At 43.4% G+C, this 12,975-nt stretch carries 13 protein-coding genes and 1 pseudogene; 8 read left to right on the top strand and 6 right to left on the bottom strand.

The features are described 5' to 3' along the window. Nucleotides 1–46: 46 nt before the first annotated feature. Nucleotides 47–379, bottom strand: a complete 333-nt coding sequence (locus G561_RS0104005) for a pyrimidine/purine nucleoside phosphorylase (protein ID WP_028858399.1) — start codon at nt 377–379, stop codon at nt 47–49. Nucleotides 380–908: 529 nt separating this feature from the next. Here G561_RS0104005 and recN point away from each other — a divergent pair. The 6 genes from recN to xerD all read left to right on the top strand — a co-directional run bounded on the left by recN (nt 909) and on the right by xerD (nt 6,168). Next, a complete protein-coding gene (recN, locus tag G561_RS0104000; protein WP_028858398.1) occupies nt 909–2,663 on the top strand; it encodes a DNA repair protein RecN in 1,755 nt (584 codons plus the stop codon). 198 nt (nt 2,664–2,861) lie between these two features. Further along, entirely contained in the window at nt 2,862–3,425 is a 564-nt protein-coding gene (locus tag G561_RS0103995; protein WP_028858397.1) for a YqgE/AlgH family protein, read from the top strand. 146 nt (nt 3,426–3,571) lie between these two features. Continuing rightward, a complete protein-coding gene (gene ruvX / locus G561_RS0103990) occupies nt 3,572–4,093 on the top strand; it encodes a Holliday junction resolvase RuvX (RefSeq protein WP_051584355.1) in 522 nt (173 codons plus the stop codon). Nucleotides 4,094–4,168: 75 nt separating this feature from the next. Then, nucleotides 4,169–4,657, top strand: coding sequence for a hypothetical protein (locus tag G561_RS0103985; protein WP_037031617.1), 489 nt, complete (start codon nt 4,169–4,171; stop codon nt 4,655–4,657). Between the two features lie 89 nt (nt 4,658–4,746). Then, on the top strand, nt 4,747–5,040 hold the full coding sequence (gene tusA / locus G561_RS0103980) for a sulfurtransferase TusA (protein WP_028858394.1): 294 nt from the start codon (nt 4,747–4,749) through the stop codon (nt 5,038–5,040). Nucleotides 5,041–5,229: 189 nt separating this feature from the next. Beyond that, complete coding sequence (xerD, locus tag G561_RS0103975; protein WP_028858393.1) at nt 5,230–6,168, top strand: site-specific tyrosine recombinase XerD; 939 nt, start codon at nt 5,230–5,232, stop codon at nt 6,166–6,168. 660 nt (nt 6,169–6,828) lie between these two features. On the opposite strand, the gene G561_RS0103965 is transcribed toward xerD, so the two are convergent. Both G561_RS0103965 and G561_RS0103960 read right to left on the bottom strand, forming a co-directional pair. Next, a complete protein-coding gene (locus G561_RS0103965; protein ID WP_028858392.1) occupies nt 6,829–7,188 on the bottom strand; it encodes a hypothetical protein in 360 nt (119 codons plus the stop codon). Then, nucleotides 7,188–7,613 (bottom strand): hypothetical protein, encoded by a 426-nt coding sequence (locus tag G561_RS0103960; protein WP_028858391.1) that lies wholly within the window; start codon nt 7,611–7,613, stop codon nt 7,188–7,190. The genes G561_RS0103965 and G561_RS0103960 overlap by 1 nt, the downstream gene beginning before the upstream one ends. 320 nt (nt 7,614–7,933) lie before the next feature. Here G561_RS0103960 and G561_RS0103955 point away from each other — a divergent pair. Together G561_RS0103955 and G561_RS0103950 are read left to right on the top strand one after the other, a co-directional pair. Next, nucleotides 7,934–8,122, top strand: a pseudogene (locus tag G561_RS0103955) (tyrosine-type recombinase/integrase); the annotation flags it as partial. Nucleotides 8,123–8,226: 104 nt separating this feature from the next. Next, nucleotides 8,227–8,889 carry a hypothetical protein gene (locus G561_RS0103950; RefSeq protein WP_028858389.1) on the top strand — a complete coding sequence of 221 codons (663 nt, stop codon included), beginning with the start codon at nt 8,227–8,229 and terminating at the stop codon, nt 8,887–8,889. 12 nt (nt 8,890–8,901) lie between these two features. On the opposite strand, the gene G561_RS0103945 is transcribed toward G561_RS0103950, so the two are convergent. The 3 genes from G561_RS0103945 to G561_RS0103935 form a co-directional block, all read right to left on the bottom strand. Next, nucleotides 8,902–9,879 (bottom strand): putative RNA methyltransferase, encoded by a 978-nt coding sequence (locus tag G561_RS0103945; RefSeq protein ID WP_028858388.1) that lies wholly within the window; start codon nt 9,877–9,879, stop codon nt 8,902–8,904. A gap of 137 nt (nt 9,880–10,016) precedes the next feature. Then, complete coding sequence (gene mraY / locus G561_RS0103940) at nt 10,017–11,138, bottom strand: phospho-N-acetylmuramoyl-pentapeptide-transferase (protein ID WP_028858387.1); 1,122 nt, start codon at nt 11,136–11,138, stop codon at nt 10,017–10,019. Between the two features lie 323 nt (nt 11,139–11,461). Next, nucleotides 11,462–12,973, bottom strand: a complete 1,512-nt coding sequence (locus tag G561_RS0103935; protein WP_028858386.1) for a UDP-N-acetylmuramoyl-tripeptide--D-alanyl-D-alanine ligase — start codon at nt 12,971–12,973, stop codon at nt 11,462–11,464. Between the last annotated feature and the right edge of the window lie 2 nt (nt 12,974–12,975).

Genomic DNA, 12,975 nt, shown 5'->3' with positions numbered 1-12,975 from the left:
TAACCGCCCTGATCTATCTTTTGGTTAGCCTTCAAGATGACAGTATTTAACCTTCAAGATGACAGATATACTGTACAATTTGGTCGGTACGCAAAGTGAAGCTACTGTCTCCTGCCACCACAAAAGCTTGACCGGCACGATAATAGGTAAAATCCTCTTCACCGGTAATCTTCACTTCACACTCACCACTGGTGATCTCCATTCTCTCCGAAGTATGAGTAGCAAACTCATATTCACGGACATGCTCGTCACAAGGTAAGATGACACCAAGCATTTTTTTGCTGCCATCTTCAAATAATACTGTATGGCTACTACACCTGCCATCATAAGAGATAGTGGCGTTTTTTACGACAGAAACCTGGTCATAAGTCGTCGTCATGATGACTTCCTCAATCTTAGTCTACTTAATAATAGTCATGGGCTAGAAATCAGTTAGCGTTCAACTTACAGCCCTACTTTTGGATGCTACTTTTTTGTTATTCAATGCTACCACAATATTACTAAAATGATTGTGACATGGCAGATGTTTTTTAAATATCAGCTATTCCAAATCTTCATTAGGCTTTGGTATAGGCGTTTTAGCATTATATCAGTGACTTACTTTTTTATTCACATACTTTTTGCACACTCAGAGATTTGACTTTTGTGACAAAAATAAATCACTTTATAATCAATACCTGTCACTTTAGTTATCTACAATAAAGCTTGTATTAATATTAAAATGGCTTTATATATCCAGCTACACTTAACGGCTATGCAATTTTATAGTCGTAATAAAGTGAAAAACTAATCGCAACAACCCTATTGCCTTATTTGCTTTTAAGCGGTCATAGCGATACGATACTGATACTATTTTTGTCCGTTTTTTAGTGTTTTTTTTCTAATAAACACCCCTATCGAGATTGCTGATGCTAACTTCTCTGACACTGCAAAACTTCGCCTTAATTAACCATCACGAGCTGTCATTCTACGACGGTTTCAATGTCATTACCGGAGAGACCGGTGCTGGTAAATCATTACTGCTAGATGCCTTATCCTTATGTATAGGCGGGCGTGCCGATACCAGTATGGTTCGTCATGGTAAGGACCATGCAGACATCTACGCTCAATTTGAATTTGCTGTAGATGCTAGTAGCGCGTCGACTCACAATACCAACACCGCCGCTGCAGTACGCCAATGGTTCGAAAGTCATGACCGCGAGTTCGAGAGTGAGGTTTTGATTCGTCGCCAATTAAGTAGTAATGGCCGCTCCAAAGCTTGGCTAAACGGCGCTCCTGTTAGTCTGACTGAATTAAAAGAATTAGGCTCGATGCTGGTCAATATTCACAGCCAGCACGCTCAGCAAGCCTTATTAAAGCCCTCCTTCGTGGTGGAGTGGCTGGACAGTATTGCCGGCTTGCAACCCTTGGCAAATCAGACCGAGCAGGCTTATAAAGCCTATCAAAGACTTAAGCGTCAAGCCGAAGAGATCGCCGCCAAAGAAGCCCATCGTAATGATCGCATTGAGCTGCTAAATAGCCAATTGGCAGATATCTCCCCTTTATTGGCCGTCGATTATGAGCAAATCGAGGCAGAACATGACGAGCTGTCTAACTTAGAAGCTTTGATGCTTGAGGCCAGTCATGCGGTTCAGCTGTTGGACAATGACTCAGATGATCCAGATGCGATGGATTTACTCGGTAAGGCCATTCGTCTTTGTGAAAATCAATCTGAGGTGAGTGCCACCTTCAGCCAAGCCAGTGAGTCTTTGTATTTAGCCCAGCAACATGTCAGTGAGGCTGTGGGCTTGCTGGCAGATTACGCCGAACAGCAACTGCCTGACCCTGAACGTCTTGAAGAGCTTAATACTTTAATCAGCTTAGGGCATCGCCTGTCACGCAAACATGGCTTGCCTGCGATTAACTTAGTCGAAGAGGCCCAAGTCTGGCAAGAGGAGCTGGATAATCTAGTAAATCAGCCCACCTCTGAAGTGTTAGAGGCCCAAATTAACGATGCTTGGCAGGACTTTACTGCTTTAGCCACTGAGCTTGGGACAGTACGTCAACAAGTAGCGCCCAGTATCAGTGCAGAGTTAGTAGCTCAGCTGCAACCTTTAGCTCTACCGAACGCTCGCTGTGAATTTGTATTTACCGAAAGAGCGGCTGAAAATTATAACGCCCAAGGCAAGCATGACATTGAGCTGATGTTCAGTGCCAACGTTGGTATGCCAATGCAACCTTTGTACAAAATTGCCTCCGGAGGTGAGTTATCGCGTATGGCATTGGTCATGCAGGTGCTATTGGCGACGCACAATCAGCAGCCTAACCAAGCAGACACTACTGAAACGGACGCAAACATCTCTGAGCCTATGCTGGTATTTGATGAGGTGGATGTTGGGATTAGTGGGGGTACAGCACAAGTGGTGGGTGAATTGCTACGCCAACTAGGGACACACCGCCAGTTATTGGCCATTACCCACCAAGCTCAAGTAGCGGCTCAAGCGCATCAACACATTTTAGTGCAAAAACATCATGACACTGATGAAGGCCAAACCACTAGCCAAATCAATGTCATTGAGAATGAAGCTCAAGTTGATGAGTTGGCCCGTATGTCTGGCGGAGTAAATATCACTGAGGTGACCCGTGAGCATGCCCGCAGTCTACTTGCTGATGTCAATAAATAGCTGATGTCAATAAATAGCTAACCTTTGGTAGCACTTGCTGCTCAAAAGCATATTGACTGCTAACTCGGTGGTAACTATGGTAGAGGGGCCACCTATAGTCTCGTTGCTTTAATATAGTAAGCGTTGCTTTAATTGTGCTTGCCCCCATATTAATAGTTCCCTGATTCCCATTTATTTACTAGTAAGTTTGCCAAATCTATGACCCTTGATAATTTGACCCATCATTTCCTAATAGCTTCTCCCAATATGCCAGATGAGCGCTTTGCGCAGACGCTGGTCTATATCTGTCGTCATGACAAACATGGCGTTCTGGGATTGGTTGTCAATCGCCCTATCTTAGAGGCGCGCGTGGGTCAACTGCTCGAAAACTTAGACATTGACGTTAGTGATCAGTCGGTAATGCAGGACTTGGCCTTAGACGGTGGCCCAGTTTTTCCCGAGGTGGGATTTGTGCTGCACACCGGTCAACCCACTTGGGCCTCCTCTTTCGCTATCTCTGAGAATGTGTGCATTACCACCAGTAAGGATATCTTAGTAAGAATTGCCGCCGGAGAAGGCGTCGGTCATTACCACCTGTGCCTAGGTCATGCCAGCTGGTTTAAAGGGCAGTTAGAAAAAGAGATTAACCAAGGCGATTGGTTGGTCAGCCCGGGCGACTTGTCTTTGTTATTTGAGATACCTTTTGAAGAGCGTTGGCGCCATGCTGCTCAGAAAATTGGAGTGGATTTGGACTTTTTAAGTGATGACATAGGTCATGCCTAGTATTGTATTGTCTTTGATTGGGTTACCGCCGAGTCTCCAGTTCTCGTCTATTGGCCCTCTCTGTAACTAAGTCTACCCGCTAATTAAGTTAGGGTTATCTAGCCCTGACTAATAATAAATTTGCCGATTAAGCGATAATTGTATCTATGCCAAATAATGAGAATTTAAACTCTAAAGAAGTTAACATTGAAGCTGCCCGCCCTGAGCAAACCGTACTTTTAGGCCTAGATTATGGCGTTAAAAAGATGGGCATGGCTTTGGGCAATACCGTTACCCAAGACGCACGCCCCTTTGATATCCTAGCAATGAATAACGGCCAGCCCGCTGATTGGGACAATCTACTGGGCATAATCGATACCTGGAAAATTGGCCGGGTGGTGGTAGGTCTGCCGCTAAATATGGACGGTAGCAGCTCAATGATTGCCAAGCGGGCACACAAGTTTGCTCGCCGCTTGGCACATCGCCTGATGGAGCAGCGTATTCATGTGCCGGTGCAATTATTTGATGAGCGCCTCACCTCAATAGAGGCGCGTGAGATGGCTTGGGAGCTTGGCCTAATAAAGAATGAGCGGGATCCTATTGATGATATTTCTGCTTGCCTATTATTACAAAGCTACTTGGCCAATCCTGATCATGCCGAAGACATTGCCACTTATAAAGCAGACTAAGTGCGTTATAGCCAACACCCAAAGATTAAACCGCTAGCCCTTTTTTATTGCTCAATAACCTATAAGCCTAAAGCCATGAGTACAGAGACTGAAAACCGCCCTAACCCGTCAACCACCGCCTCATCTAAGGGAAGTATTGCTGGGTTTCCTGCTGCGGCCATTAAGCTATTACGCGATGCACAAAAGATAAACAAGCTGTCTATCTTGGTTATCGTGTTGGCCATCTTTGCCTTTGTGGTATTTGGTACTTTAGCGAGCCTAAAGATGTTCCATGGCAGTGGCCAAATGTATTGGTTATTTCACTATTTACCTTATATTTTGGTAGGTTTGACCATACCTTTTACCCTATACCAAGCCTTCTTGGTCTACCGCTATCGTTTAAGTCAGCCCTCGATGCTGATGATGAGTGTCGGTGGTGCCAGCTTACTGCTCATTGTTTGTCTGTTGTTTTCACTATCAGACTGGCTGTGGCTGGCAATGGCCGCTTGGATTGGCGTAGCGTACTGGTTTCAGGCCACCTTTAAGCGCTTTTTTAACTTTATTGATGACAGACAAGGACTGTAGATTACACCTCGTTGTCCCTTGTTAGTCCGCTATTATCCGTTTTTTGATCACCTATTTATAGACAATACACCTGTAAAGAGTTATCCATTATGAGCACTGCTGATACCACCCCAGAACACCCTATCGAGCATCACCTAGACACCCAAGGCCTGATTTGTCCAGAGCCAGTGATGTTATTGCACCGCACCGTTCGCAAAGCAGAAGGCGGTGACTATATTGAGATTTTGGCCACTGACCCTGCGACCACTCGCGATATTCCCAACTTCTGTCGTCACTTAGGTCACACCCTAGTCTCACAATCAGAAGCAGACAACCCTGCCGGTGACCCAGAGCTACATACCGATAAGCTTTATCGTTATGTGGTACAAAAAAAGCAGGGCTAATTCATTTAGACCATAAAACCCTAATCTGCCAAAAAAAGAGGTCATCTTATGGGTTTGACCTCTTTTTTATAACCCAGATTCTATGGCCATAGCGTGTGCCATAACTGTGGCTTGCTTTTGTGCTATATTCTATGGCCAAGCTGTTGTTACTATTATATTTTTATCCGTTAAGTGTTTTGAGAGTGCCCCATGAGTCGTGATCGCGCCGTACAACCCAGACAACCCAAAGCCCTCGCTGTGGATGACGAGCCAGCCTATATCACCGAGTTTCGTCAAGCGATGTTGGCGCGCGGTCTATCTACTCGGACCCGTAATGCTTATGTGCGTGACTTAAAGCACTGCGAAACTACCAATACCAAGGCGCTGACCCTGTGGGAGGATACCGATGTCATGCAGTGCCTGACAGCGCTTAACAAGCAAGGCAAAACCCCACGCACCCAAGCACGTATGCTCTCTAGCCTGCGTCAGTTCTACTTGTGGATGGTGGGTAATGAGCGCCGTGAAGACAACCCGTGTGAACGGATTAAAACCCCAAAGATTGGTCGCTCCCTGCCAAAAGACTTGTCCGAAACCGATGTGGAAAACCTACTGTCAGCCCCCGACACCAGTACTGCACTGGGGTTACGTGATAAAGCGATGTTAGAGGTGCTTTACGCTTGCGGCTTACGGGTCAGTGAGCTGATGAATTTATCTCTTGAGCAGGTCAACTTAAATGCCGGCTGGCTACAAATCACCGGTAAGGGCAACAAAACACGTCTAGTGCCTTTGGGCGAATACGCCAGTGAAGCCTTGGATGATTACTTGAGCCATGCTCGAGGCGAGTTGGTGGCGCATCTAAAGTCTGGCAACTGCCAAGCGGTGTTTTTGACCACCCAAGGCGGTTATATGACCCGCCAAAACTTTTGGTATATGCTAAAAAAATACGCCAAACAAGCCGGCATAGAAAGCGACTTATCACCACACACTCTGCGCCACGCTTTTGCCACCCATCTGCTCAATCACGGCGCTGATTTGCGCAGTGTGCAATTGTTATTGGGCCACAGTGACTTATCGACCACGCAGATTTATACCCATGTCGCCACCGCAAGGTTGCAACAACTGCATGAGGCTCATCATCCTAGAGGTTGAGAAGCGTTAAAAAATTGCCCTGCAATTTTAGCTTAGCAAGAGAAAATCCCTTAAAGGGGATTTTCTGATATGCAAGTCATAGGCAGTCTATTTTGCAGCACTATGTCCGTGTCTCGTCCCGAGACAAAAGCAAAAGCTTACTTAAGTGGCACAGTCATTCCAAATATCAGTGAAGCCAGAGTCTACCCATTAGAATTTGTATAAAAAATTCTACAATTTAAAAGCACGCCACTTCTCTAAGCCCTCTATGTAATGGTCAAGCGTAAGGTGCGACTTACGCACCAACCGTTACAAACAAAAGTGTACGCACTTGTAGCCACTGTTGTTCAGTGAGATTAGGTCATTGCCTTTTGGAGTTTTCATCCACTTCTTTGTACCTTCATGCTTTTTGCGTACAGCATCGATCTCTGATTGCCTACTAGATTCTTTTAAGATTTATCTATTACTATTTTTAGATTTAATACGCCCAAAGATACTATCCATATCGTACTGTTTGCTTCTGTATAACTCTGCAATATCTGTTTGTTGGTTATCCATCTTTTGTACCTTTTATTTTTAAGCATAAAAAAAACCACCAATTAAGGTGGTTGTGTCTTATATATTTAAAGGCGTTATCACCCAGTTTCAGTGTGTTATTTATTCCAACATAATTAGAATATATTACTTAAAAATCTTATAAGCACATAATGAATGTATGCCTACAGCTATTTCTTCTAGACGTTCTTTTCTTGTTATCTTAACTTGATCGTAACCAATATCTCTAATATTAAACACCTTATCCTTTGCTACTGGTTGGTATACGAAATTATCAATTAACCTATAATAGTTATTTTCATCACCTGTTTTCATGATATCTAACAAAGCCTCTTTTCTGTCATTAAAATACTTCGGCTCTCTATCTTTTAATAAAACCCTCACACACTGGTTGTAAGGCGTATTATATTGATAATAAAAAAACATTATCAAAGCGGAACAACAAACTATACTTACGACCAATATATTATGGTTAACTTTAATCATCAACCCTTACCTTTTACCGCGTACTTCATCATGAATGGTGAAAGTAGAATCATAAAATACATAAAGGTTGCATCATCAATCCTAAATGTTTCTTCTTCTATCTCGTTATAAAACGTCAATCCAAATACTACGATAAAAAAGACTGTCGCTTTGTATGAGAACCACCATTTATTTTTCAACACTTCATACATTGTGCTTTTATAATAAGGTATGGAAGTTGCTTGGTATAAGAACAATAAAACCTTACAAAATAAGTAAGCACTCACAACTGATTGAATGAAAATAACTACCACGAAATCTGATAATGATAAGCTATCCACATAAATAAGTGGAAGCTGAACCGCTAAAGCTGCAACAAAAAATGTTAACAGCCAAGAGATAGCAAAGATATATTTAGGGCGATTTTTTAATTCACTATTACTCAAAATTATAGACTCATTTTATATATTTAACTAAACTTAACATACCATTTAAAATACTTCACTATTTAATTTTAACTATCACATAATCCCCTTGATTAACCCACCGATTACACGGCTAATGTTTTTCTTGGGATTATGTTTGCGTGATTGTGTGCTAAACGTTTCGTCTGCTATCTTACTCCAATCCTTTTTTTTGATATTTACGCTACTATCCATTAAGCTAGGCTTGGCTATGCCAGCAGCATTATCGTTATTGCTAGTTTGTAGAGGATTGATAGCAGTTGTAGTTTGAGTTATTACTTTCTAAGCCATCTATGCGATGGTTAAAAAGCAACTTATCCCCGCATACCTTACGCCATGCTTTTGCTACCCATTTAATAAATCATGGTGCCGACCTGCGTAGTGTACAGTTATTATTGGGTCACAGTGACTTATCAACTACCCAAATTTATACCCATGTCGCCACGGCAAGGCTGCAACAGCTTCATGAGGCTCATCATCCTCGTGGATGAAATGAATATCTATGGCGGATTATGATTTAAGATCTTTTTTGCGAAATGTTTTGCCTTTTCAACGCTACGAACCCTACGTTGATTAGAAACATAGGAAAACACTTATGCCAGCAACAATACTATATAGTACGCAGAGTGATATAAATATTTTAACAGAATGGATCAATGATCAGCCTAACCTAATGTGGATAGTCTGTACTGATATTTCAAAAGACTCTATTAAGTTCAAATTTGAAGATCGTGTATCTAGCATTTCTCAAGGCACTCATTCGATCTGGATAAAAGGTCAACCTCTTACCGTAATCGTTCGAATTGAAGATAATCAGAGCGTTGAAAAACAGGTTACAGAAAATGATCATTGGGAAGTTAATGGATTAGATTTAAGTCAAATCTATGAATTCCAAATTAGACCATGGACAGATGTCACTTGTACAGAAGTGATTACTCTAGATTTCTATGATTTAGGCTGTGAAAAAGAAGGCTCTTTAGCCAGAAGTTGTTTGAGTTGGCTAGGTAATCATTATAAATCAATTGGATATCCAGCTTCTGATGAGGCTAATAGAACATGGGGTCGGTTGAAGCGTTTTATCAAGAAAAATACTGTAATGGAAAAATGGAGTGGCCCTATTAATTGTTTTTATTTTCCAGATGCTTTTCTACAAAAAGAGTCTGGACGTCCTATAGATAAAAATTCATTTAATTTGAGTATCTCACCTAATCACGACATAGACCAATATTCAAACTGGTTTCAAAAATACTCGGACTGAATTGAAACAAATCTAGACCCTTACCAACTCATAAACCACAAAGCGGGCGGTAGTCTGAAAGGGCTGACTCTCAGCTGATGCCAAAAGAGCCTCACGCTTTTCAGCTTTAGCTCGGTACGAATACGGGGTCATGGTTAGTAAATCTGCCAGTGACTGTTTGTTTAAAGTTAAGTGAGCAGTAACCTGATGGCTATCAACCAACTTAAAATCTGGGGCAAGCTCCTCTAAAAACTTATCCGAATCATGCGGACGCACCTCATCAAACAATGCCTCGCGCATACTTTGCAAATGTCCAGAATCTGGCTTAGCAATAAGCAGTCGTCCCCCTGGCCTTAACACTCGAGCAAACTCTTCAACCAATATCGGACTAAAAATAGTACTAATGCCATCTAGGCTGTTAGCAACAAGCGGTAAATGCGAAGCGCTGGCCACCATAGGATATATGGCGGTGGTTTTGGTGTTCGGTTCATTTGCTGTAACTTGATACCAAAGCTGATGATTTTGTTTGGCCACTCTTGCTGTAGTAGCAACCGCCGGCTTGCTGATATCCAGTGCGATTAAACAGGGATTATTAGCCTCTGTTGCCGCTAGAGCCTCAGCAATAGCACCAGTGTAATAGCCTTCCCCGCAGCCCACATCCAGCCAAGTTTGGGCATTTAATTGCGAGTGAGCAGACCCTGCTGATTGCTCTGAGTTAACTTGAACCAAACTTGTAATCAGTTGCTGCAGGGGCTGATAAAAGCCTTGGCTTAAAAAACGATGGCGGGCATCGATAGACTGTTGGCTGTCACCGGGATCTTTAGATTTTTTGTTTTGTACTGGCAATAAGTTGACATAACCTTGGCGCGCCACATCAAAGGGATGGCGTGTACCCTTGGCATTTAGATTGCCATCACAGAGCCAAGTCTTGGCATCTGGCAACAAGGGCGATTGGCAATAGGGACATAATAACTGTGGTGCTTGCGTATTGACTTGCTCAGAGCTTGGCATGGCTAAATCCTGTGACTGCTATGATAAATTGCTAACTAATGACTAACTAAAACCTAAATCTGATCAACGTAAAAAGGGTGCCTAAAGACACCCTTTTATCATAATTTGCGCTAAGTTGCTGTGATGCCGATTCGCTATTAACGTAATTTTAAAGTCATCAAGCCCAGTACCACAAGCAAAATAGCCACAATCCAAAAGCGCACCACAACTTGGGTCTCTTTCCAGCCCAGCTCTTCAAAATGGTGATGCAGTGGGGCCATCAATAACACCCGCTTGCCTCGTAGCTTAAACGAACCTACCTGTAACATAACAGATATCGCTTCCGCGACAAACAGACCGCCCATAATAGCAAAGGCAATCTCTTGACGGGTCATGACCGCAATGGTACCCAGCATCGCACCTAGCGCCAGAGCACCCACATCACCCATAAATACTTGTGCTGGATGCGCGTTATACCATAAGAAGCCCAGACCTGCGCCTATCATAGCCGCACAAACAATAGTCACTTCTGAGTTATAAGCAATATAAGGTACGTGCAAATAGTTTGAGAAAATCACATCACCAGAAACATAGGAGAAGACACCAAGACCGGCTGCCACAAACACCACAGGCAAGATGGCTAGACCATCAAGACCATCTGTGAGGTTGACTGCGTTGGATGAGCCGTTAATCACAAAATAGGTGAAAATAATAAATGCCAAACCAAAAGGTACTGCCGAAAACGGGATAGAGAGATTTTTAAATACCGGTATCAATAAGTCCACCATGGCTTTGGTCTGCATGGGATCAGGCTGCTGGCTAGCAATATAATATAATGAGCTACCTACAAACAAAGCACCCACAGACAACCAAAAGTACTTCTTACGGGCAATCAGTCCTTTTGGGTTTTTGTACTTAATTTTTAGCCAGTCATCTGCCCAGCCCACGGCACCAAAAATAACCATAACCACCATTAAGATCCATACATAAGGGTTGGTCAAATCAGCCCAACACAAGGTCGAAAAACCAATGGAGGTCAAAATTAGCACCCCACCCATGGTCGGAGTACCTGTTTTTGCTAAGTGAGTTTTTGGGCCATCATCACGCACCGCTTGGTCATATTTGACACTGCGCAGGTAAGCGATGGTACGAGGGCCGAGCAGGATACTAAAGGCAAGGGAGGTTATGACAGTGAGTAGCGCCCGTAAGGTGAGTGATGATACCGCCGAAAACGGTGAGTAGAATTGACTCAACCAACTGTCAAATAACCAATATAACACCGCCTACTCCTCATGAACTTTCTGAAAATTTATTAAAAATATTAAATAGCAATAGTTAGATAGCAATAATTAACTAGCAATAAAAACAAAATAGCCTAGCCACAGTTAACACTGTGACGGCTACTATCCATTCTTTTTTAAGCCCTAAATAAGCTTAGCGGGTCGAATTATCGCAAAAATGACAGCTAAAAACAGGATTAATGTAAATTTTCACCAAAAACGCACATTGTAAACATCATTTACGCCCTTTAGCTGAAAATAATAAGCCCTCTTACCTGCCTCAAATGCTGCCCTACAAATTTCTTGCCCCAAAAACGCCTAGCTTAACCTTCAGCGCTTAGCAAGTCTTCAATTAAAGTTTCCATGGTGGTACTACGCGATCCTTTAAATAACAAAGTACAGGGCTGCTGCTGTTCATCTTGCTCGGCCAAAACAGCTTGCAGTTTGGGTAACAACTCTGCTTTAGTTTCAAATTGATACGCCTGCTGCATACCCTGACTCTTCGCTCCCGCTACCGTATCCTTGGCAAATTCGCCAGCGCACAGCAGTAAATCCACTGACTTGTTGGCAATATCTTGACCCAGTTTATTATGCTCGTCACGCGAAGCTTCACCCAACTCACCAATGTCACCCAGCACTAAGATTTTATAGCCGGACTGAGCCGCCAATACATCGGCAGCAGCACGCATAGAGTTGGGGTTGGCGTTGTACGTGTCATCAATAATTTGATGCATACCTAAGGTTTGTCTTCCTAAGCGGCCTTTACTTGAAGTGGCTTGATTCAATCCTGAGGCAATAACCTCAGGTGGTATGCCGGCTGCATATGCACAAGCGGCGGCAGCCAGTGCATTGCTGACATTATGCTGCCCTGACATAGGTAGGGTAACTTCCGCCACAGTGTTGCTTGAATCTAGCTCAAAATGCAGAGTAAAATGACTTTGTAGTGCTGTGGTTTCAACTTCAGTGGCATAGACTTGAGGCTGTCTAGGAACAGTATCACTCAACTGCTGCCAACCAAAGTGAATCACATTAGGCGTGTACTTTTTGGCAGTATCTGTTAACTGCTGGGTATAGTCATCATCGAAAGGTACAACTGTGGTGCTTGCTGCGGTTAGCGGCTGATAAATTTCAGCTTTGGTCTTAGCAATATTGTCACGGCCACCGAACTCGCCCAAATGCGCAGTGCCAATATTCAGGATACAAGCCACATCCGGCTTGACCATTGCAGCAGTATAAGCAATCTCGCCCACATGGTTGGCGCCCAGCTCAAGCACCGCATAACGGTGCTGCTGTTCAAGCTCAAGCAGCATCATTGGCACCCCAAAGTCATTATTTAGGTTGCCACGGGTAACTAGAGTTGTGCTTGGTTCAGCTGAGTGAAGCCCTTCTACTTGGGTAAAGATATGACGCAGCATTTCTTTCACTGTGGTCTTGCCACTTGATCCGGTCAGGGCAATAACTTTTAGATTGGGATGCTGTTGACGGCGATAGGCGGCGATTTGACCAAAAGCCAAGCGTGTGTCTTCTACTTGTAACTGAGGTACCCCTAAATCTGTGATAGGCTGGCTGACAATAGCAGCAACAGCGCCCTTCTCTACGGCAGTCTCAACGAAACTGTGCCCATCAAATTTCTCACCGACAATGGCTAAATAGATGTCGCCGGCTTCAATTTTGCGGGTATCAGTAGTAATGCGGGTGGCGGTAAGACGCTCACTATCTGTAGTCTCTAAGCCAATCCACTGACCTTTAAGCTGTGCGGTTGCCGCTTTGAGATGCTCAGTTGTCCAAATAAATAATCCGCGGCTTTGGGCTGTCTCTATTGTTGATTGGCTCATCG

The sequence above is a fragment of the Psychrobacter phenylpyruvicus DSM 7000 = NBRC 102152 genome (assembly GCF_000685805.1).
GTDB classification, from domain to species: domain Bacteria; phylum Pseudomonadota; class Gammaproteobacteria; order Pseudomonadales; family Moraxellaceae; genus Psychrobacter; species Psychrobacter phenylpyruvicus.
This window is presented reverse-complemented; position numbering and strand designations above follow the sequence as displayed.